The organism is Micromonospora sp. C31, assembly GCF_018070575.1.
In the GTDB taxonomy this organism is placed as follows: domain Bacteria; phylum Actinomycetota; class Actinomycetes; order Mycobacteriales; family Micromonosporaceae; genus Micromonospora.
Map to the genome: position 1 here is coordinate 980,838 of NZ_JAGPXN010000001.1, position 21,526 is coordinate 1,002,363.

Consider the following 21,526-nt stretch of genomic DNA (forward strand, 5'->3'; position numbering starts at 1 on the left):
CCGGAAAGGGCGGGGCCGGGAGCCCGGTCACCAGCCGAGCATCCCACCGCCCACCCGGGGTTCGGAGCCGACGACGTAGCCGCCGTCCGGCAGCCGCCAGATCGCCTGCCCGTGCCCGAAGACCCCCGGCTCCTCCGCGACGGCGATCTCGTGGCCCCGGGCCCGCAGCTCGGCGAGCGCGGCGCGGCCCTCGGCGGTGGCGACCAGCTCCGGCTCGACCAGCACCGACCGGCCGGCGTGCCAGTACCAGCGCGGCGCGTCCAGTGCCGCCTGCGGGTCGAGCCCGCCGTCGAGCGTCGCCGAGACCAGCTGCACGTGCCCCTGCGGCTGCATGTGCCCGCCCATCACCCCGAACGGGCCCACGGGCCGCCCGTCGCGGGTGAGGAAGCCGGGGATGATGGTGTGGAAGGGCCGCTTCGCCGGCCCCACCACGTTGGGATGGGCGGGGTCGAGGCGGAACCCCAGCCCCCGGTTCTGCAACGCGAAGCCGTGCCCGGGCAGCACCACGCGGGAGCCGAAGGCCAGGTAGGTCGACTGGATCAGGCTGACCATCATGCCGCCCGCGTCGGCGGTGCAGAGATAGACCGTGCCGCCGCGCTCCGGGTCGCCGGCGGCCGGCTCCGCGGCCCGCTCGGTGATCAGCGCGCGGCGGGCCGCCGCGTATCCCGGCGAGAGCAGCGCCTCCGTCGGCACCGGCACCCGCTCCGGGTCGGCGACGTGGGCGTGCGCGTCGGCGAAGCCGAGTTTCATCGCCTCGATCTGTCGGTGCAGCCGCTCGGTGAGCGGCAGCCCGGCGAGATCCGCCCCGTCCAGGATGTGCAGCGCCAGCAGCGCCGCCAGGCCCTGCCCGTTGGGCGGCAGCTCCCAGACCTCGTGACCCCGGTAGTGGACGGACACGGGGGTCACCCAGGTCGAGGTGTGCCGGGCCAGGTCGTCGCCGGTGAGCAGGCCGCCGGTGCGGGCCGCGTGCGCGGCCAGCGCCGCCGCGATCCCGCCCCGGTAGAAGTCCGCCGCCCCGGTCTCGGCGATCAGCCGCAGGGTCCGCGCCGCATCCGGGTTGCGCCACCGCTCCCCCGCCCGGGGAGCCCGGCCGCCGGGCGCGAAGACCCGGTCGAACTCCGCGAATTCCGGGCCGGTCGGGGCGGGCGCGGCGAGGGCCCGCGCCCAGATCCCCGCCACGCCGGGGGACACCGGGTGGCCGTGCTCGGCGTAGCCGATCGCGTCGGCGAAGAGGTCGGCGAAGGGCAGTGAGCCGAACCGGTCGTGCAGGTCGCGCCAGCCGGCCGGGGCGCCGGGCACGGTCACCGGCAGCCAGCCCCGGGCGGGCATCGCCGGCCCCACCCGCTGCGCGCCGCCCAGCGCGTCGACCGGAGCCGCGCCGCGCCCCCCGGTCGCGGCGAGCACCCGCTCGCGGGTCAGGGCCGCCGGGGACCGGCCCGAGGCGTTGAGGCCGTGCAGCCGCTCGCCGTCCCAGACGATCGCGAACAGGTCGCCACCGATGTCGTTGGACGGGGGCTGCACCACGGTCAGGGTGATCGCGGTGGCCAGGGCCGCGTCGACGGCGTTGCCGCCGCGTCGCAGCACGGCCAGGCCGGCCGCCGCGGCCAGCGGCTGGCTCGTCGCCACCGCGCCGTGCGGCGCGAAGAGCGGCTGTCGGGGGTACGCCATGCGCCATGTCTACCGCCTCCCGGCGGATCCCGCGGCCCCGGAACCGGGCCCCGGTCTCCGGCGGCGGGAATCAGCGGGTGCCGACGACGGTGAGCCGGCCGTCGCGGCGCAGCACCCGCAGCCCGCCCGGCAGGTGCGCCGCCCCCTGCCCACGCCAGCCGGTGACCAGCGTGTCCAGGGCGGTCACGTGCCCGTGCGACAGGGCGGCGGGCGGGGCGCCCAACTCCCGGGCCCAGGCGTGCAGCACCCGGCCGCGCACCGCGGGCGGGAGATCGGACAGCCCGCGCACCGCGAGCCCGCCCTCGGGGTGGCGCACGTCGGCCAGCGCGGCGGCGGCCAGGTCGTCGAGGACGGCGTTGTCCGCCGCCACCAGCCGCGCGGTCCGGGCCAGGTTGTCCAGCACCCCCGGCCCGAGCGCACGGACCAGGGCGGGCAGCAGGTCGGCCCGGACCCGGGCCCGGGCGTACGAGGGGTCGGCGTTGTGCGGGTCCTCCCACGGGCTCAGCCCGAGCACCGCGCACGCCGTACGGGTCTGCTCCCGGCCGACCTCCAGCAGCGGGCGCAGCAGCGGCACCCCGTCGAGGTCCCGTCGGGCGGGCATCCCGGCCAGACCGCGCGGGCCGGCGCCCCGGGCGAGCGCGAGCAGCACGGTCTCCGCCTGGTCGTCGCGGGTGTGCCCGGTGAGCAGGGCCGCCGCCCCGAGCCGGCGGGCCGCCTGGGCCAACGCCTGGTAACGGGCCTCGCGGGCGGCCGCCTCGGGACCGCCCGGCCGCCCGGCCACCTCGACCCGTACCGACTCGACCGGTGCCAGGCCGGCCTCGCGCGCCCACGTCACCACCGCCGCGGCCCGCTGCGCCGACCCCTCCTGGAGGCCGTGGTCGACCGTCACCAGTCCGGCGGCGCGGCCCAGCCGGGGTGCCACGAACACGGTGGCGGCGGCCAGCGCGAGCGAGTCCGCGCCGCCCGAGCAGGCGACCAGCACGGGCCCCCCGGACGGCAGGTCGGCCAGCGCGCGGCGGACCGCGACGCGGAGCGCGGCCACCGGCGGGGCGAGCGCGGCCACCGGCGTACGGTCAGCCGACGGTCGGGGCCGGGCCGACCGGCCCGTGCACCCGCGCCACCCAGGCGTCCGGGTCGCCGAGCTCGTCCAGCCGGGGCAGGGTGAGCGGCGAGCCGAAGATCTTGTTGAAGCCATCCATGCCGACCCGGTCGACGACACCGTGCACGAACTTGCGGCCCTCGGCGTACTGGCGCATCTTGACCTCCACGCCGAGCAGCCGACGGATGGCCTTCTCCAGCGGGTTGCCGGTCTCGCGGCGCCGGTTGAACGCCGCCCGGATCCGCTCGACGCTCGGGACCACCTGCGGGCCGACGCCGTCCATGACGAACTCGGCGTGCCCCTCCAGCAGGGTCATCAGCGCGGTGAGCCGGTCCAGCACGGCCCGCTGCCCCGGGGTCTGGACGATGTCCAGCACGCTGGTGCGGCTCTCCGGGTCCTTCACCGCGTCGGAGAGCGTGGCCACGCCCCGGCGCAGCCGCTCCAACAGGTGCTCGCCGCCGCTGGACGACGCGTCCACGAAGGCCTGCACCTCGCTGAGGAAGTACGCCCGCATCCACGGTACGGCCGTGAACTGGGTGCGGTGGGTCACCTCGTGCAGGCAGACCCAGAGCCGGAAGTCCCGCGGGTCGGCCCCCAGCTTGCGCTCCACCTCGACGATGTTCGGCGCGACCAGCAGCAGTTGCCCCGGGTCGGCGGAGAAGACCTCGTACTGGCCGAGGACCCGGCCGGAGAGGTAGGCCAGCACGGTGCCGGCCTGCACGCCGGTGACCCGGGAGCCGATCGCCTCGGTCAGCGCGCCCGGCTGCTTGTCCCTGGTGAGCCGGCCGACCAGCGGGGTGATCACCTCGCGCAGCCCGGCGATGTTGGTCGCCGCCCAGTCCCGCCGGTCGACCACCCGCACCGGCGGGTGGGACACCTGCGAGCGGAGGCCCGTGTAGTCCGCGACGTGCCCCGCCGCCTCGTCGGTCAACCGCCGCAGCTGCGCGACCACATCGGTGGCCTCGGTGTACGACACCCGGGGGCCCGACTTGCTCAGCGCCGCCGCGGTCGCGGCGGCCAGATCCCAGTCCACGAACTGCGCCATGCACCCCACCGTACCCGCGCCGCGACACCCCGGCCCGGGCTCGCGCCGGGGATCGACGCCGCTCCCGCGCCCGCCCGGGGCCGACACGGCGCGACGGCGCTCCCGTCCGAGGGCGGCCGGGACGTTGAGAAGCGCTCCACCCGGGGCCGGCGCCCAGGGGGTCCCGTCCGAGTGCGGTCAGCGGCAGCCGCAGCCGGCCAGGGCGGCGCCGATCCGGTCCAGCGCCGCCCGGGCGGCCGTCAGCCCGTCCGGGGGCACCTCGTCGGTGAGCACCGCGAAGGTGAGCAGCCGCCCGTCGCCCGTGCTGACCAGGCCGGCGATGGCGTGCACCTTGGTCAACGTGCCGGTCTTGGCCCGGACCACCCCGGCGCCGGCCCTCGTCGCCGCCGTCTCGAACCGGTCTGCGAGAGTGCCGGACCATCGGGCGACGGGCAGGCCGCCGAAGATCGCGGCCAGCTCGGGGCGGCTGCCGTCGCCGGCGAGCGCGATCAGGTCGGTGAGCAGCGAGGGGCTGATCCGGTTGCTGCGCGACAGGCCGCTGCCGTCGGCGAGGGTGAGTTCGTCGGCCGGCAGGCCCAGCTCCGCGGCCACCGCGTCCATCGCCGCGCCGGCGCCGGCGAACGAGGCGGGCTCGTTGCGGGCCAGTGCGACCTGCCGGGCCAGTGCCTCGGCGACGATGTTGTCGCTGTCGCTGATCATGATGTCGACCAGCCGGACCATCGGCAGCGACTCCACCCTGCCCAGCTCGGCGCCGGGCCCCGGGGTGGCGGTGCCGGCGGCGGGGGCGGTGCCGCGCGCGACGGCCCCGGCCGGCACGCCGAGCAGCCGGGCGAAGGCCCGACCGGCGGCGAGGTCGGGCCGGGAGACCCGCTCCGCCCAGTGGTTGCCGTCCGCCCCGTCCTTCTTCGCGCGGGTCACGTCGCTGCGGGCCCCGTCGGTCATCAGCGCCGTGATCGCGCCGCCGTAGCCGCCGGTGGGGATGTCGTCGTCCCAACCCGGCTCGAAGACCGGCCCGGAGTAGAGCGACGAGTCGACCGTGACCTTCGTCGGCTTCGCGCCACCGAGGGCGTCGCGCACCTGGGCGGCCAGGTCGTCCAGCCGGGCCGCGCCCGGGTAGAAGCCCTTCCTGTCGACCGCCAGCGTGGGGTCCCCGCCGCCGACGATCACCACCTCGCCCGGGGCCGCGCCGGAAACCGCCCGGGTCGGAATGCGGTACGCCGGACCACGCGCGGCGAGCACCGTGACCCCGGTGACGAGCTTGGTCACCGAGGCGGGCACCGTGCCGGCGTCCTCGCCCAGGCCGAAGAGCGGCTGGCCGGTCGCCACGTCGGCCACCGAGACGTGCACCCGGTCGCCGAGGGCGGGCACGCCCACGAGCGGGGCGAGCGCCGAGCGTACGCCCTCGGGGGTGGGCATCGGGGCGTTCGCGTCCGCGCCGGCCAGCACCGCCACGGGCACCGGTTCGGCCGCTGGCGCAGTGGTCCGGCCGGTGGGCTCGTCGCCCAGCCAGTCCGCCACCGGTCCGGGACGGACCACGGCGATCCCGACCGCGGCCAGGACCAGCACGAGCACCGTGGCCAGCACCACGGGCAGGGCCCGGCGACGGCGGGAGGTCGGCGCGGGCGGCTCCGGGCGGCCCGGGCCGGGCGGCCCGCCGGCGGGCCGGGGCGCGGCGGCGGCCCACAGATCGGTCGACGGCGGTCGGCGCTCCGGGCCGGCCTGGCCGCCGGGCACCAGGCCGGCCGGGACACCGCCGCCCGCGGGTGGGCCCGGCGTCAGCTCGCGGTCGTACGGTGGCACGGGCCGGCCGGACGTCGGCTCGCGGTCGCCGGAGGACGCCGGCGGGCGGGGAAGGTGCGCGTCGGGGACCGGGAAGCGCCCGGTGGCGCCGCCGGAAGCAGAACGCCCGGTACCCCGTCCAGCATCGGCATCCGGGCGGTAGTGTGAATCTTCCCTCCCCACGGCCCCCTCCTCGCCCGGCGGAAATCTGCTTGGGTGACACTACTTCGGTCCGAACACTATGCGGCGGCCGGAGCCCGCGGGTGGGCATTCATCCGTGGAGCGGCGTGCCGCTGGTTTCCGTTGGCCAGCGTGGGCAGACGAGGGAGCGTGCAGATGGATTTCGACGTGACGGTTGAGATCCCCAAGGGTCACCGCAACAAGTACGAGGTCGACCACGCGACCGGCCGGATCCGGCTGGACCGTACCCTCTTCACCTCCACGCAGTACCCGGCCGACTACGGCTTCATCGAGGGGACACTGGGCGAGGACGGCGACCCGCTGGACGCGCTCGTGCTGGTTCCCGAGCCCACCTTCCCGGGCTGCCTGATCCGGTGCCGCACCATCGGCATGTTCCGGATGACGGACGAGAAGGGCGGCGACGACAAGGTCCTCTGCGTGCCCTACGAGGACCCGCGCCAGGAGCACCTGCGCGACATCCACCACCTCGGCGAGTTCGACCGGCTGGAGATCCAGCACTTCTTCGAGGTCTACAAGGACCTGGAGCCCGGCAAGTCGGTCGAGGGCGCCACGTGGGTGGGGCGCATCGAGGCCGAGGCGGAGATCGTGGCGTCGTACCGGCGGGCCCGGGAGGCCGAGGCGCGCGGCGAGTCCACGCACTGACCCCGGCACCGACCGTCGACGGGCCCGGGGGCCGCTCAGCCGAGCAGCCCCCGGGCCCGTTCGTAGAGGTCGAGCACCGCGCAGGCGACGGGCACCACCGACACCACCAGGGCGGTGTCGGTCAGGTCCGCGATCCGGCCGACGTACGGGGAGACCGGCCGGCTGGCGTACGTGGTGCCGGCGGCCACCGCCACGAGGGCCAGCGCCAGCCCGCCGACGACCAGCGCGAGCCGGACCGCCGGGCCGGACCCGTCGACGAGCACGGCGCCCAGTACGGCGTACCCGGCGAGGCCGGCGGCGACGGTCGGCACCCGGTGGCGCACGGACACGAACAGCCGGGAGCGGAGCAGCAGCACGGCTGCGGCGACCGCCACCAGCAGCCGGCCCGCCGTACCGCCGGAGAGGCCCAGCACCACCGCGGCGGCGACCGCCAGCACGGCGTGCCCGAGCAGCATCCCGGTGAGCATCTCCTCGGTGCGGGCCACCGCCGCGTAGACCCGGTCGGCGTCGGGCAGGTCGCGGGCCCCGTCGGCGTCGCCCGGCTCGCCGGTGGGCAGGGTGATCGGGGGCAGCGGCACCTTGCCGAGCCGGATGGCCAGCAGCGGCACCGCCCCCACGGCGAAGACCAGCACACAGAGCAGGACCGCCGCCGTGCCGGCCGGGCTGAGCAGCAGCCCGCCGAGGGCCGCCAGCGTGCCGGCGAACCCGGCGGTGGCACCCGCCACGAAGACCCGCAGCCGGGTGGCGACGCCGACCAGCCCGAGCACCGACACCAGCAGCAGCGCCACCGAGCCGGCCAGCAGCTCGGGCGCGCCGATCCAGCGCAGCCCCGGGACCGGCCCGACCGGGTCGCCGGAGCTGACCGCGAGGGCGCCGGCCACCGCCGCGTACGGCAGGGCGTAGCCGCCCAGGGTCGCGCCGGCCGGCCCGTCGGCGTGGGCGCGGGAGGCCACCACCCCGGCGAGGGTGAGCAGGAGCGCCACCACGGCGGCGGCCGGCCAGGCCGCCTCGTGCGCCGGCCCGCCGGCCGTCACGGCGAGCAGCCCGACGGCCAGCGGCACGGCGGCCCCGGCCAGGGCGGCGGCCCGGGTGGCGGCGGGTGACCACGCCCCGCCGCGCCGCCGGGCGCCGTCGGCGATCGCCTCGACCACGTCGTCGTACTCCAGCTCGGGCCACTGCGCGCGGGCCGGCACGAGGTGCAGCACCTCGCCGTCGCGGACCCCCTGTGGCAGCAGCGCCTGGGCGGTGGTCAGCACCGCGCCGTCGGTGCGCCGCAGCACCCAGCCGCCGTGCCGTTCGCCGTCGTCGGCGAGCCCCTCGCCGGCGTGCCGCAGCACCTCGGGCAGCAGCTCGGCCAGGGGTACCTGATCGGGCAGCGCGACGTCGACCCGCCGCTGGGGGGCGCTGACGGTGACCCGGGCCAGCCCGATTGTCATCGACTGATCTCCATCTCCGGCGGGGTTGGTGGCTGCGCGGACGACAGGACTTTACCTACCATGAGCCAGGCTCGGGTTACCGAGCGCTGTCAGGAGGTCGAGTGTCCACTGTCGTCATCAAGCGGCCACCCCGCCGACCGGCGCCGGAGATTCCGGTGGGTGAGCTGCCGGTGGACGCGCCGCCGGAGATCCCCGCCGTCGCCGGCGGACGCTGGCAGCAGTTGCTCATGGTGCTGCCCATGCTCGGCGGCACCGTGGCGATGGCGATGATGTTCGGCCGCGGCGGCAGCGCCTACTCCTACGTGGTCGGCGGGATGTTCGGCCTCTCCTCGCTGGCCATGCTGGCGAACTCGTGGGGCAGCGCCTCCGGCACCCCGAAGAAGTCGGAGATGATGACCGCCCGGCGCGACTACCTGCGGCACCTGACCGTGCTGCGACGCCGGGTCCGGCAGACCGCCGGGCAGCAGCGCGCCGGGCTCTACTACCGGCACCCCGACCCCGGCCGGCTCTGGTCGACCGTCGACAGCCACCGGGTCTGGGAACGCCGCCCCACCGACCCGGACTTCGCGGTGGTCCGGGTCGCCGTCGGCCCGCAGACCCTCGCCACCCCGCTGGTGCCCCCGGTCACCCGCCCGCTGGAGGAGCTGGAACCGATGACCGCCGGCGCGCTGCGCCGCTTCCTGGACGCCTACTCCGTGGTGCCCGACCTGCCGGTGGCGCTGTCGCTGCGCAGCTTCGCCCGGGTCTTCGTACGCGACGCCACCACCGGCCCCGCCGACGACGGCGACGGGCCCGCCGCCCAGGCGCTGGCCCGGGCGATGCTCGCCCAGCTCGCGGTCTTCCACGCCCCGGACGAGCTGCTCGTCGCCGTCTGCGCCGGGCCGGAGCGACGGGCCGCCTGGGAGTGGGTCAAGTGGCTGCCGCACGCCCACCACCCCACCCGCACCGACGCGCTCGGCCCGGTCCGGCTGGTCACCAGCGCGGGGGCCGAACTGGAGGGGCTGCTGGACGAGGTGCTGGCCAGCCGGTCCCGGTTCAGCCCGGCCGGCCCGGCCACCGACGGCCCGCACGTGGTGGTGGTGCTCGACGGGGGCGACCTGACCGGGGCCACCGACCTGACCGGCGACGGCGGCATCGACGCCGTCACGATCATCGACCTGGACACCCCGCCGCCGCGCCTGCTGGACCGGTTCGCGCTGCTGCTGGAGCTGCGTCGGGGCCGACTGCACTCCCACTCCGCGCAGGGGCACGCCGAGGTCGGTACGGCGGACCGGCTGCACCTCGTCGACGCGGAGGCCGTCGCCCGCCGGCTGGCCCCGCTGCGGCTGGCCAGCGCGGCACGCGGTCCGGACGCCCCGCCGGGCGCCGAGCTGGGCCTGCCCGAGCTGCTGGGTCTCGGCGACCCGGAGAGCTTCACCGCGGAGCAGGGATGGGCACCCCGGTCCACCCGGGACCGGCTGCGGGTGCCGATCGGAATGGGCACCGACGGCGGCGCCATCGAGCTGGACCTGAAGGAGTCGGCGCAGGACGGCATGGGGCCGCACGGCCTGCTGATCGGGGCGACCGGCTCCGGCAAGTCCGAGCTGCTGCGCACCCTGGTGCTCGGGCTGGCCGCCACGCACAGCTCGGAGCAGCTCAACTTCGTACTGATCGACTTCAAGGGCGGCGCGACCTTCGCCTCCTTCGACCGGCTGCCGCACACCGCCGCGGTGATCACCAACCTGGCCGACGCGCTGCCGCTGGTCGACCGGATGGTCGACGCCATCAACGGCGAGCTGGTCCGCCGCCAGGAACTGCTGCGTCGGGCCGGCAACTTCGCGAGCCTGCGCGACTACGAGCGGGCCCGCGCCGCCGGCACCCCCCTCGCCCCGCTGCCGTCGCTGCTGCTGATCTGCGACGAGTTCTCCGAGCTGCTGTCGGCCAAGCCCGACTTCATCGACCTGTTCGTGCAGATCGGCCGGCTGGGCAGGTCGCTCGGCGTGCACCTGCTGCTGGCCTCGCAGCGGCTGGAGGAGGGTCGGCTGCGCGGGCTGGACACCCATCTGTCGTACCGGATCGGGCTGCGGACCTTCTCGGCGCTGGAGTCCCGCACGGTGCTCGGGGTGCCGGACGCGCACGAGCTGCCCCGCTCACCCGGCCACGGCTACCTGCGCTTCGGCACCGAACCGCTGGTGCGGTTCAAGGCCGCGTACGTCTCGGGGGCGCTGCGCCGGCGCGGCGCGGCGCCGGGCGCGGGCGGCACCGGGGCCCCGCGCCTGCTCGCCTTCTCCACCCACCTCGTGCCCAGGCCGGAGCCCGTCGGGCCGCCCGCCCTGCCCGCCACGGCCGACGAGGGCGGCACGGAGAGCCTGCTGGAGCTGATGATCGACCGGCTGGCCGGGCAGGGGCCGCCCGCCCACCAGGTGTGGCTCCCCCCGCTCGGCCGGGCACCGACGCTGGACGAACTGCTCGGGCCGGTCGGCGCCGACCCGGCGCGCGGTCTCACCTTCGGCAACCCGGAGCTGCACGGCGCGCTCCAGGTGCCGGTCGCGGTGGTCGACAAGCCCTTCGAGCAGCGCCGCGACCTGCTCTGGCTGGCGCTGGACGGCGCCGCCGGCCACGCCGCGGTGGTCGGCGGGCCGCAGAGTGGCAAGTCGACGGCGCTGCGCACGCTGATCTGCGCCCTGGCGCTCACCCACACCCCCGCCGAGGTGCAGGTCTACTGCCTCGACTTCGGCGGCGGCGGGTTGGCCGCGCTGCGCGACCTGCCGCACGTCGGCGGGGTCACCGGCCGCGCCGACCCGACAGCCGTCCGGCGTACGGTCGGCGAGATCGCGACCCTGCTGGTCGACCGGGAACGACGCTTCGCCGAGCTGGGCGTGGAGTCGATGGCCGCCTGGCGGCAGCGCCGGGCCGCGCTGGCGCGCACCGGCCAGCCCGCGGCCGACCCGTTCGGTGACGTGTTCCTGGTGGTGGACGGCTGGGCCACGCTGCGCGGCGAGTACGACGACCTGGAGCCGCTCGTCACCGACCTGGCCACCCGGGGGCTGTCGTACGGGGTCCACGTGGTGGCGACGGCGGTGCGCTGGCTGGACTTCCGGCCGGCGATCCGGGACCTCTTCGGTTCCCGGCTGGAGCTGCGCCTCGGCGACCCGGCCGACTCGTTGGTGGCCCGCCGGGCGGCGGCGAACGTGCCGGAGAAGACCCCCGGCCGGGGCGTCACGGCGGAGAGCCTGCACTTCCTCACCGCGCTGCCGCAGCTCGCCGCCTCCGGCGGGGACATGACGGACCTGGTCGGACAGGCCGCCGGGAGCTGGGCCGGCCCGGTCGCGCCCCCGGTGCGACTGCTGCCGCCGGTGCTCCCGTACGCCGAGCTGGACCCGACCGCGACCACCGGCCTGCGCATCCCGGTGGGGATCGCCGAGGCGGACCTGCGCCCGGTGGTGCTGGACTTCGCCACCGAGCCGCACTTCGTGGTCTTCGGCGACGCCGAGTGCGGCAAGTCGTCGTTCCTGCGCGCGCTGGCCACCTCGATCATGAGCCGGTTCACCCCCGAGCAGGCCCGGGTCATCCTGGTCGACTACCGCCGCAGCCTGGTGGACCTGACCGAGTCGGCGTCGCCGCACCTGATCGGGTACGGCTCCGCCGCGGCGCACACCACCGACCTGGTCGAGTCCGCCGCCGGCTACATGGCGGGGCGGGTGCCCGGGCCCGACGTGACGCCCGCGCAGCTGCGGCAGCGGTCGTGGTGGTCCGGGCCGGAGCTGTTCGTGCTGGTCGACGACTACGACCTGGTCGCCAGCGGGCCGTCCAACCCGCTGCGCGCCCTGGAGGAGCACCTGCCGCACGCCCGGGACGTCGGGCTGCACCTGGTGCTCGTCCGCCGCTCGGGCGGTGCCGGCCGGGCCCAGTACGAGCCGCTCGTGCAGCGCCTGCGCGAACTCTCCACCTCGGGGCTGGTGATGGCGGGCAGCCCCGAGGAGGGGGCGCTGGTCGGCCCGGTCCGGCCGGGCCCGCTGCCCCCGGGGCGCGGCCGGCTGGTCACCCGGCGCGAGGGCGTACGCCTGATCCAGCTGGCCCATCTGCCGCCGCCGTGACCGGTGTCCCGGGAACGCCCCGCAAGGCGGCGGGGAACCGGTAATCTCCGATCGTCATGTTTGCGTCGCGATGAATGCCTGAGGATGTGACGACCGTGCGGGACAGCTGTCCGCCAGCGGCTCGGCGGATCGCCGGGCGTACGTTGCTCGGCCTGGCGGCCGCCGTCGTGTCGGTCGCGGCTCCGGTGACGGCGGCCGGCGCCGCCCCCCGGCAGCCCGCCGCCCGGCCGGTCCTGCACGAGCCGGCCGCCGTCGTCCCGGTGGCGCTCGCGGCGCCCGACGGCAGGAAGCGCCCCGACCAGGTCCGCGACGAGCAGTGGCAGCTCGACGTGTTACGGGCCGATGCCGCGTGGCGCAGCTCGACCGGCGTGGGCGTCACCGTCGCGGTGATCGACTCAGGGGTGGACGCCACCCATCCCGACCTGGCCGGTCGGGTGCTGCCCGGCCTCGACCTGGTCGCGCCCCGGGGCGCGACCGGCAGCCCCGATCCGGTCGGCCATGGCACCACCGTGGCCGGGCTGATCGCCGGCCGCAACGACGACGAGCGGGGGGCCGTCGGCCTGGCGCCGGACGCCCGGATCCTCCCGGTGCGCGTCCTCGACGCCGAGAACCGCTACGACGACGCGCTGATCGTCGCCAGGGGCGTGCGCTGGGCCGTCGACAACGGCGCCCGCGTGATCAATCTGTCCCTCGGCGGCAGCGGCGACAGTCCCGCCCTGGCGGCGGCGCTCGACTACGCCTTCGTCCGGGACGTCGTCGTGGTCGCCTGCACCGGCAACCTGGGCGACTCGCCCAACGCGAAGGTCTGGTACCCGGCCCGCGAGCCGGGCGTCATCGCGGTCGCCGGGTCGGAGCGCGACAGCGACCGCCTCTGGTCCGGCTCGATCACCGGGCGGGCCACCGTGCTCACCGCCCCCGCCACCGGCCTGGTCGGGGCCCGGCCGGGCGGCTACTGGCGGGTGCAGGGCACCAGCTTCGCGGCGCCGCTGGTCGCCGCCACCGCCGCGCTGGTGCGGGCCCGCTACCCCGAGATGCCCGCCGGCGACGTGGTCAACCGGCTGCTCTCCACCGCCCGCGACATCGGCCCGACCGGCCGGGACGACCGCTTCGGGTACGGCATGGTCGACCCGGTCGCCGCGCTGGACGCCGAGGTGGGCCCGGTGGGCCGCAACCCGCTGGACGACCAGTCCTCCCCGGGCGTGGTCGGGTTCGGGCCGGCGCCGGGGGCGGCGCAGTCCGACGTCGCGGGGGTCGGCGGCGAGCCGCTCGGCTTCACCGTGCCGCGCCAGCAGTCCCGGTGGGCGGCCCAGCCGGCGGGTGCACACGAGGAGACCACGCCGGAGCAGCTCTGGACCGGGGCCGTGTTCTTCGTCGCCCTGCTGACCGGGGCGGCGCTGATGGTGCGGCGGTTCCGCCAGTGGACCCCGCTCTCCTCGCACCGGCGCGTCGCCGCGACGTGGCGTCGCCCGCCGCCGTCGGGCTGAGGCGCCGGCCCGGCCGCCGTCGCCCGTCCGGGACGAGCCGTCGTCGCCCCTGCCGGGGGCAACCGGCCCGGGCGGCCGACCGGAGCGGGTCTGAACGGGCCGCGTCCCGGGTAGGACGACCGTCATGAGCCTGTCCGGCCCGCGTACGCTCACCGCCCCGCCGCGCTCCTCGTGGCGTGGCCGCCGGTTGCACCCGGACCACGCGCGGGGCCTGCGGCTGACCCTCGCCGCCACCGCCGCGTTCCTGGTGGCAGCGCCGTTCACGCTGCTGGCGGTCCTGGTCCTGGCAGGCTGGCCCCCGCTGCGCCGGCTCGACACGGCGGTCACCGACGCACTGGCCGGTCACGCCGCCGACCACCCGGCGTGGGTGGGCCTGATGACCCTCTGGACCGACGTGTTCGCCCCGATGCCGCTGCGCGTGGGAGCCCTGGTCCTGGTGCTCTGGCTGCTCCACCGGGGGGCCCGGCAGCTGGCGTTGTGGGTGGCCGTCACCATGGCGGTCGGCGGCCTGCTGGGCCCGCTGCTCAAGCTGCTCGTCGGCCGGCCCCGGCCGGACCTGCCCGACCCGGTGGCCGAGGCGCCCGGCCTGGCCTTCCCGTCCGGGCACGCGCTCAACGCCGCCCTCGCCGCCGGGGTGCTGCTGGTGGTGTTCCTCCCGCACGCCCGGCCGGCCGCGCGCCCGGTGCTGTGGACGGCCGCCCTGCTGCTGGCCCTGGTGACCGGGTTCAGCCGGGTGGCCCTCGGCGTGCACTGGAGCAGCGACGTGCTGGCCGGCTGGCTGCTCGGCGCGGCCGTGGTGGCCGCGACCGCCGCCGCCCTCACCGTCTGGCGGGCTGCCCCAACCGGTCGCCCCACACCGCCGACGGGCCGGAAACCGCTGGCAGGTCGCGGGCCGACGGCGGGTCACGGGCCGACGGCAGGTCGCTGACCGGTCAGGTGCAGTCGCCGGTGCCGACGGCCCGGGTACGTTCGGCGCCGGCCAGGGCGACGGGGCGGGCCTCGGCCGCGGTCACCGCGAAGCCGGTGTTCGGGTCGTCGGCCGCCGCCGCGAAGATCACCCCGAGCACCAGCCCGTTCGACGAGACCAGCGGGCCGCCGGAGTTGCCGCTCTGCACGAGCGCCCGGATGGTGTAGACCTCCCGGGTCACGTTGCCGGCGGAGTAGATGTCCGGCCCGGTGATCCGGTCGACGTCCCGGATCCGCGCCGACTGGGCGTTGTACGGCCCGTCGAGCGGGAAACCCAGCACGATCGCGTCCGCGCCGCTGCCCGCGTTGCCGGCCGCGAACCGCATCGACGGGCCGGGCAGCCCGGGCACGTGCAGCACGGCCAGGTCCCGGTCGGGGTCGTAGACGACGACCCTGCTGTCGTACCGGTCGCCGTTCAGCTCGACGACGGTGGACCGGGTACCGGCGACGACGTGCGCGTTGGTCATCACCCGGTCGTCGGCGTAGACGAAGCCGGAGCCCTCGATCCGGCGCGAACAGCTCGGGGCGGAGCCGAGCACCTTCACCACCGAGCGCTGGCTGTTGACCACCACCTGGGAGCCGGCGAGCGCCGGGTCGGGCGGGGACACCTGCCGGGCGCGGGTGGGCGCCAGGTCGCCGAAGACGTCGGGGAAGCCGTTGGTGTCGACGGTGTCCCGCAGCGCCGTGGAAAGCTGCTGCGCCTGGTCGGGCAGGACCCGGTCGACCACGGTGAGCAGCGCGCTGTTGCGTACCGAGGAGGCCAGCCAGGGCAGCGACGACGAGCCGAGCGGCACCGCGACGAGCCAGGCGACCAGCAGCACGGCGAAGAGCGAGACGAACGCCCCGCCGACGTCGTCGACCCGCTTGCCGACGTCGCTGGTGATCGTCTTGCGCAGGTGCGAGCCGAGCCAGCCGGCGACCGCCTGACCGACCACCGCCAGCCCGAAGATCGCCACCAGGGAGATCAGCACCCGGGTGCCGCTGTCGACGAACTGCCGGGCCAGCATCGGCCCCAACTGGAGGCCCACCAGCGCGCCCAGGAAGAAGCCGGAGAACGACAGCACCCCGATGACGAAGCCCTGGCGGTATCCGCTGATCGCGAACACGAGCATGAGCAGCAGCAGTACGAGATCCACGGCGGACACGCGTCAAGCGTACGGGCACCCTGCCCGCGAGATGACCATCGTTGCGGAAGGTGCCCGTCCGGTCAGCGCACCGGGGTCTCGTCGACCGCGTCGGTGCCGGCCGAGGGCGCCGGGGCGACCCCGGTCGGCGGCAGGTCCACGACCCGGTCCCGCGGCCACGGCCGGGCCCAGCCACCCATCTCCAGCAGGGCGGCCAGCACCCCGCCGGTGAAGCCCCAGACCAGCATGCCGCGCGCCGAGAAGGCCGGACCGATCCAGCCGCTCGGGTGGCGGACGCGCATCCGGTTCGCCGGGTCGACCAGCTCGGTGACCGGCAGCCGGGCCACGTGCGCCACCTCGGCGGGCTCCCGGGGGTGCACCGGATGCGGGGCGTGCCACCAGCCGAGCACCGGGGTGACCACGAAGTCGCTGACCGGGATCCAGAGCTTCGGCAGCTCGGCCAGGACGGTGACGCTGGCCGGGTCGAGGTCGACCTCCTCGTTCGCCTCGCGCAGTGCGGTCGCCCGGACGTCGGCGTCCCCCGGGTCGGCCGCGCCGCCGGGGAAGGCGGGCTGACCGGCGTGGTTGCGCAGGGTGGCCGCCCGCTGGAGGATCAGCACGTCCGGGCCGGTGCCGGGCTCCTCGCCGAGCAGCACCAGCACGGCGCTCTCCCGCCCCCCGCGCTCCGGGGTGACCAGTTGCGTGAAGTCCTCGCTGCGCGCGCTGCCGAGCCGGGTCAGCAGCGGGTCGAACCAGCCCGGGGGCCGCCGGCTCACGCCGGCACCGTCACACCGAGGTGCTGGCGGACCAGCTCCGCCAGCCGGGCGTCGTCGAGGGCGCCGGAGGAGTCGACGTGCCGTACGCGGCCCTGCCCGTCGACGAGGACGGTCAGGGGGATGGCCTTGCGGTTCAGCGCCCGCTTCAGCCCTTCACCCTGGTCGACCAGCACCGGGAAGCGGATGCCGAAGTCCTCGCCGATGGCCTGGGCCGCCTCGCGGCCGTCCTGGTTGTTGACTCCGATCACCTGGAGCTGGCCGGCGGCCCGTTCGCTGAGCCGCTGGAAGGCGGGCAGTTCCTTGCGGCAGGGCGGGCACCACGAGGCCCAGACGTTGACCACCGCCGGCCCGCGCAGCTCCCGCAGGGCGAACGGAGCACCGCCGGTGAAGCAGTTCAGGGTCAGCTCGGGCAGCGCCTGCCCCCCGCCACCGGACGACGACGCCGGCGGGGCGGACGCGGGCGCCGTGCCGAGGGCGGAGCAGTCCTGGAAGGGCGACGGCCGGCTCGCGGCGGCCTTCTGCCGGGCGGACGGGCCGGGGTCCTTCTCCTCGGTACCGGCGGTGCACCCAGCGGCGGCCAGCAGCACGGGTACGAGCAGGGCGACGAGCCGGCGTCGCGACTGCGGGGCTCGCAACACCGGCTCACTCCTCGCGCTCATCGATTCACCGTGGTTCGCGACTGCGGGGCTCGCAACACCGGCTCACTCCTCGCGCTCACGGTGCCTCCGCCACGACGGCCTGGACCGGCACCAGCTCCGGGGCGACCCCGGCCGCCACCGCCAGGTCCCGGGCCCGGGGGCCCTTGAGCAGCTTCGCGGCCGCCGCCGGCTCGGTCGGACCGGTGCCGTACGACGGGCACAGCTTCGCCAGGGTGCACGCGCCGCAGGCCGGCTTGCGGGCGTGGCAGACCCGCCGGCCGTGGAAGATGATCCGGTGCGACAGCATGGTCCAGTCGCGCCGGGGGAAGAGCGCCCCGATCACGTGCTCGATCTTGACGGGGTCGGTCTCGGAAGTCAGCCGCCAGCGCTGCACCAGTCGCTGGAAGTGCGTGTCGACGGTGATCCCGGGGACGTCGAAGGCGTTGCCGAGGATGACGTTGGCGGTCTTGCGGCCGATGCCGGGCAGCGTCACCAGGTCGGCGAGCTTGCCGGGGACCCGGCCGTCGTACCGCTCCACGAGGGCCTGGCCGAGCTTGATCAGCGAGTCGGTCTTGTTGCGGTAGAAGCCGGTGGGCCGGATCAGCTCCTCCAGCTCCGCCCTGTCCGCTCCCGCGTAGTCGGCGGCCCTCGGGTAGCGGGCGAAGAGCTTCGGGGTGACCTCGTTGACCTTCTTGTCCGTGCACTGCGCGGAGAGGATCGTCGCGACGGCCAACTCCAGGGCGTTGGAGTGGTTCAGTTCACAGTGCGCGTCGGGGTGGGTCTCGGTCAGTGCGCGGCCGATCCGCCGGGCGCGGCGGGTGCGCCCGAGGTCGGTCTCGGTGAAGCCGGAGGAACTCGTGGTCACGCCGGCCAGCCTACGTCGCCCGGGCGACGGTCGGCCGGGGCCACGCGCCGTGCCGTCCCGGTCAGCCGCCCTGCGGCGCGCTGATCGCGCCCGCGTCGTCGAAGCGGGCGCCGGTCTCCGGGAAGTCGCTCTCGGTGAGCTGCTTCAGCAGGCCCAGCCCGCGGTCGTCGCGGTCCATCGTCGGCTTGCCGATGGAGTTCATGTACGTCGAGACGAACGAGCCGCCGGCCCAGCTGCCGTCCGGCTTCAGCGACACCTTCAGCACCCCGCCCCAGCCGAGCCGGCCGGCGTTGCTCAGCGAGTTGCCCCCGCCCGCGAAGTTGCCCAGGCTGTACGCGATCAGCCGGCCCTTGTAGAACTCCATGCCGCGCAGCACGTGCGGACCGTGCCCGACGATCAGGTCCGCCCCGGCGTCGATCATCGCCTTCGAGAACTTGACGGGGTCACCCCGGTTCTCGCCGAGGAACATCTCGGTGCCCGGCCGCACCCGCGTCTTCTCGGACCCCTCGCCGCCCATGTGCACCTGCACGACGACCACGTCGGCCATGCCGGCCGCCTTGGTGATCACCTTCTTCGCCGCGGCGATGTCGGTGAGGCTGTTGGACCAGACGTACGACGAGAATCCGGCGACCGCGACCTTGACCCCCTTGACGTCGACCACGGTGATCTGGTCGGGCGCCCCGGTGTGCGCGAGGTCGTACTTCTCCAGCGCCTTCTGGGTGTTCTCGTAGCCCTTCGGGCCGAAGTCGTAGCCGTGGTTGTTGGCCTGGTTCAGCAGGTCGAAGCCGGCGTCGCGCAGGTGCACGGCGTACTCGGGCGGGGCCCGGAACTGGAAGCAGCGGGTCGAGTTCGGCCCGCACTTGCCGGTGCCGGTGTCGACGGTGAGCGGCTCCTCCAGGTTGCCCATCACCAGGTCGGCGGCGAGCGCCTTCTCGACGGAGTCGAAGAAGCCCTTCCCGCCGTTGGGGGGCAGCCGGTTCGGCGCGTTGCCCATGATGATGTCGCCGGTCGCCGAGAGCGAGATGGCCTGCTCGGCGGGCTGGGCGGAGGACGTGGGCTCGCCCGAGCGGACCGGAGCGCCGGTGTTGCCGCCCCCCGCGCCGGGCTGCCAGACCGCGTCGGCCCCGGACCCGGGGCCCCCGCAGCCGGCGGCGAGCAGGACGGCGAGCAGCACGCCGAGGCCGAGTGCGGCCCGGCGGCGCGGAGGGGAGGCGGCAGCGTACATCGAGCGCGACCTTATCGGGTGTGCAAGGCCGAAACGAGGGCCGATCGGACGAAGTGTCAGCCGGCCGGTCGGTCGGACCACGGGACCACGGTGCCCGCCCCGCCGGCCGTCACGGCGGCGTGCACGGCCCGGGCCAGCGGGGCGCCCCAGGCCGAGCGCGGGCCGCCGTACGCCGACTCGGGGCCGTCGACGGGGCAGAGCACGGTGACCGCGTCCGTCGGGGTGCCGGTGCCCGGCACACCCAGCTCCGCGATCGCCTGCGCCTTCGCCTCCGTGGCGGTGGCCACCGCGTTGACCAGGGCGGCGTCGCCGAGCCGGGCCGGCACGTACGCCACGAGGTTGACGGTCCCGACCCGCTGGGCCAGCGTCGCCGGGGCGGGTGCCGCCGCCCAGACGGGGGTGCCCAGGCCGACCGTCGCCCAGACCCGCACGCCGGTGTCCGTCCGGGCCACCACCTCGGCTACGTCCACCCCGGTCAGCAGGCCCACCCCGGGCCCGTCGAGGTCGAGCCGGTCGGCCAGTTCGGCCAGGTGGTCGGCGGGGTCGTCCCGGTCGTACGACATGGGCACGGTCGCGTTGACGACCCAGTGCCGTACGCCGATCCCGCCGCCCAGCGGCGCGGAGCTGACGGCGCGCAGCGGGCCGTCGGCGCGCCAGACCAGCAGCGGGACGTCCCGACCGTCCTCCTGGCGGGCCGTCAGCACGGGTTCACTCAGCACGTGGTGACCCTACGACCCGGGCGTCAGCAGGCATCTTCCCGTACATCTTCCGGCGCCCGGGCGGGCGCGCGATCATACTGCTTGATCAGGCCTGGCAGGTTACGCCCAACGATCAAGATTCCAGGGGTGCACCTCTGATTGCTGCTCACGTGCGCCTAGACTGGCGACGCGCGAGGGATCAGCGGACGGCGGACCCGGCCGACGGACGGCACGCGCAGGCGGAGGTGCGCGATGGACGAGGTACTGGCTCGCAGCGGGATCTTCCAGGGCGTCGACCCGGAGGCTGCCGAGGCACTCGCCAAGGAGATGGAGACGCTCGAGGTACGCAAGGGCGAGATCGTCTTCAACGAGGGCGAGCCCGGCGACAGTCTCTACATCCTGCTGTCCGGCAAGATCAAGGTGGGCCGGCGCGCTGCCGACGGCCGGCAGAACCTGATCGCGGTGATGGGTCCGTCGGACATGGTGGGCGAGCTGTCGCTCTTCGACCCCGGGCCGCGCACGGCGACCGCCACCGCGGTCACCGACACCCGGCTGGTGCGACTGCGCAAGCAGGCCCTGCGCCCGTGGCTGAACAACCGGCCGGAGATCGCCGAGCAGCTGCTGCGGGTGCTCGCCCGCCGGCTCCGGCGCACGAACGACTCGCTGGCCGACCTGATCTTCACCGACGTCCCCGGCCGCGTCGCCAAGAACCTGCTCCAGATGGCCGGCCGATTCGGCACCCGCGACGGCGGCGTGCTGCGGGTGACCCACGACCTCACCCAGGAGGAGATCGCCCAGCTCGTCGGCGCCTCCCGGGAGACCGTCAACAAGGCGCTGGCCGACTTCGCCTCGCGCGGGTGGCTGCGCCTGGACGGCAAGAGCATCATCATCCTCGATCCGGAGCGCCTGGCCCGCCGCGCCCGCGTCTGACGCGTACGACCGGATCTGCCCGGGGCAGAATCGCTGGACACCGTGCCCGCCCGATGGGCACGGTGGAGCGATGCTGGACCGGGTGGCCGTTCTCTCCGACATCCACGGTGCGCTGCCGGCGTTGGAGGTTGTGCGGGGCAGCGGGACGAGCAGGTGGCCCGCTGGGCGGAGGTGCTCGCCGACGTCCCGGCCGAGGTGGCGACCGTGGTCTGCGGGCACACCCACATGCCGTTCACCCGGCTGGCCGACCGACGGCTGATCGTCAACCCCGGCAGTGTCGGGATGCCCTACGGCGGTCCCGGCGCCTACTGGGCGCTCCTCGGGCCGGGGGCACACCTGCGGCGCACCCCCTTCGACGTGGACGCCGCCTGCGCCCGGGTGAGTGGCCTGCGGATGCCCCGTCCAAGGCCCAGGTGCCTTCGCCACCGGTGCCGGGCGGTGCCGGGCGGATGCCGGGCGGTGCCGGGCGGATGCCGGGCGTGTCGGCCCGGCGCCCCGGGATTCCGCTGCGGCAGGTCCACGCGCGGATCAATCGTCCGCTGCCGGCGATCGCCACCCGGGCCCCGTTCCGGTTGGGGATCCCCGGTCGTGCCCTGTCGAGCTGCCCCGTCCATAGGACCGGCCGATCTGTCCGGGCGAGCCTGTGCCTTCCCTACAGGCCCCTGCCCCATCTGTGGGGGCAGCTCGACAGCGCCCATCCGCAGCGGCAGACGCGAGCCGACACCCGACGAGCCGACACCCGACGAGCCGGCACCGACGGGCCGGCACCCGACGAGCCGGCACCCGACGAGCCGCCGGCGGGGGCGTCGACCGGCACGCCTGCCCCATCCATAGGGGCAGCTCGACAGGGCCGGACTGCCTGGTCCCCGTCCCA

At 75.8% G+C, this 21,526-nt stretch carries 17 protein-coding genes; 6 read left to right on the forward strand and 11 right to left on the reverse strand.

What is annotated here, in order from left to right; translation table 11 throughout:
* Positions 1-27: 27 nt before the first annotated feature.
* The 4 genes from KBX06_RS04580 to dacB all read right to left on the reverse strand — a co-directional run bounded on the left by KBX06_RS04580 (position 28) and on the right by dacB (position 5,399).
* Positions 28-1,668, reverse strand: a complete 1,641-nt coding sequence (locus KBX06_RS04580) for a gamma-glutamyltransferase family protein (protein ID WP_210832850.1) — start codon at positions 1,666-1,668, stop codon at positions 28-30.
* A 70-nt stretch (positions 1,669-1,738) separates the two neighbouring features.
* Positions 1,739-2,731 (reverse strand): tRNA lysidine(34) synthetase TilS, encoded by a 993-nt coding sequence (tilS, locus tag KBX06_RS04585; protein WP_210832851.1) that lies wholly within the window; start codon positions 2,729-2,731, stop codon positions 1,739-1,741.
* Positions 2,732-2,741: 10 nt separating this feature from the next.
* Complete coding sequence (locus tag KBX06_RS04590) at positions 2,742-3,812, reverse strand: zinc-dependent metalloprotease (RefSeq protein WP_210832852.1); 1,071 nt, start codon at positions 3,810-3,812, stop codon at positions 2,742-2,744.
* 177 nt (positions 3,813-3,989) lie between these two features.
* Positions 3,990-5,399, reverse strand: a complete 1,410-nt coding sequence (dacB, locus tag KBX06_RS04595) for a D-alanyl-D-alanine carboxypeptidase/D-alanyl-D-alanine-endopeptidase (protein WP_307854423.1) — start codon at positions 5,397-5,399, stop codon at positions 3,990-3,992.
* A gap of 528 nt (positions 5,400-5,927) precedes the next feature.
* Between dacB and KBX06_RS04600 the strand changes: the two genes are divergently transcribed.
* Complete coding sequence (locus KBX06_RS04600) at positions 5,928-6,434, forward strand: inorganic diphosphatase (RefSeq protein WP_210832854.1); 507 nt, start codon at positions 5,928-5,930, stop codon at positions 6,432-6,434.
* A 35-nt stretch (positions 6,435-6,469) separates the two neighbouring features.
* Here KBX06_RS04600 and eccD read toward each other — a convergent pair whose 3' ends face one another.
* Positions 6,470-7,870: a type VII secretion integral membrane protein EccD gene (gene eccD, locus KBX06_RS04605; RefSeq protein WP_210832855.1), complete on the reverse strand. Its 1,401-nt coding sequence runs from the start codon at positions 7,868-7,870 to the stop codon at positions 6,470-6,472.
* Between the two features lie 101 nt (positions 7,871-7,971).
* Between eccD and eccCa the strand changes: the two genes are divergently transcribed.
* The 3 genes from eccCa to KBX06_RS04620 all read left to right on the forward strand — a co-directional run bounded on the left by eccCa (position 7,972) and on the right by KBX06_RS04620 (position 14,358).
* The gene (gene eccCa / locus KBX06_RS04610; RefSeq protein ID WP_210832856.1) at positions 7,972-11,946 is read left to right on the forward strand and encodes a type VII secretion protein EccCa; all 3,975 of its coding nucleotides are present in this window, start codon (positions 7,972-7,974) and stop codon (positions 11,944-11,946) included.
* Between the two features lie 74 nt (positions 11,947-12,020).
* Positions 12,021-13,430: a type VII secretion-associated serine protease mycosin gene (gene mycP, locus KBX06_RS04615; protein WP_210832857.1), complete on the forward strand. Its 1,410-nt coding sequence runs from the start codon at positions 12,021-12,023 to the stop codon at positions 13,428-13,430.
* A gap of 124 nt (positions 13,431-13,554) precedes the next feature.
* Positions 13,555-14,358, forward strand: a complete 804-nt coding sequence (locus tag KBX06_RS04620; RefSeq protein WP_210832858.1) for a phosphatase PAP2 family protein — start codon at positions 13,555-13,557, stop codon at positions 14,356-14,358.
* Positions 14,359-14,362: 4 nt separating this feature from the next.
* On the opposite strand, the gene KBX06_RS04625 is transcribed toward KBX06_RS04620, so the two are convergent.
* The 6 genes from KBX06_RS04625 to KBX06_RS04650 form a co-directional block, all read right to left on the reverse strand.
* The gene (locus KBX06_RS04625; RefSeq protein WP_210832859.1) at positions 14,363-15,541 is read right to left on the reverse strand and encodes a MarP family serine protease; all 1,179 of its coding nucleotides are present in this window, start codon (positions 15,539-15,541) and stop codon (positions 14,363-14,365) included.
* A gap of 62 nt (positions 15,542-15,603) precedes the next feature.
* Positions 15,604-16,296 carry a CoA pyrophosphatase gene (locus tag KBX06_RS04630; RefSeq protein WP_210832860.1) on the reverse strand — a complete coding sequence of 231 codons (693 nt, stop codon included), beginning with the start codon at positions 16,294-16,296 and terminating at the stop codon, positions 15,604-15,606.
* Entirely contained in the window at positions 16,293-16,955 is a 663-nt protein-coding gene (locus tag KBX06_RS04635; protein WP_210832861.1) for a TlpA disulfide reductase family protein, read from the reverse strand. Before KBX06_RS04635 ends, KBX06_RS04630 begins: the two co-directional genes overlap by 4 nt.
* A 55-nt stretch (positions 16,956-17,010) precedes the next feature.
* The gene (gene nth, locus KBX06_RS04640; RefSeq protein WP_210832862.1) at positions 17,011-17,799 is read right to left on the reverse strand and encodes an endonuclease III; all 789 of its coding nucleotides are present in this window, start codon (positions 17,797-17,799) and stop codon (positions 17,011-17,013) included.
* Positions 17,800-17,860: 61 nt separating this feature from the next.
* On the reverse strand, positions 17,861-19,024 hold the full coding sequence (locus KBX06_RS04645; protein WP_210832863.1) for a CapA family protein: 1,164 nt from the start codon (positions 19,022-19,024) through the stop codon (positions 17,861-17,863).
* A 56-nt stretch (positions 19,025-19,080) separates the two neighbouring features.
* The gene (locus KBX06_RS04650; RefSeq protein ID WP_210832864.1) at positions 19,081-19,743 is read right to left on the reverse strand and encodes an adenosylcobinamide amidohydrolase; all 663 of its coding nucleotides are present in this window, start codon (positions 19,741-19,743) and stop codon (positions 19,081-19,083) included.
* Between the two features lie 231 nt (positions 19,744-19,974).
* Here KBX06_RS04650 and KBX06_RS04655 point away from each other — a divergent pair, with 231 nt between their 5' ends.
* A complete protein-coding gene (locus KBX06_RS04655; protein ID WP_089003062.1) occupies positions 19,975-20,652 on the forward strand; it encodes a Crp/Fnr family transcriptional regulator in 678 nt (225 codons plus the stop codon).
* Positions 20,653-20,823: 171 nt separating this feature from the next.
* Entirely contained in the window at positions 20,824-21,486 is a 663-nt protein-coding gene (locus KBX06_RS27585) for a metallophosphoesterase family protein (RefSeq protein ID WP_307854424.1), read from the forward strand.
* Positions 21,487-21,526: the final 40 nt, after the last annotated feature.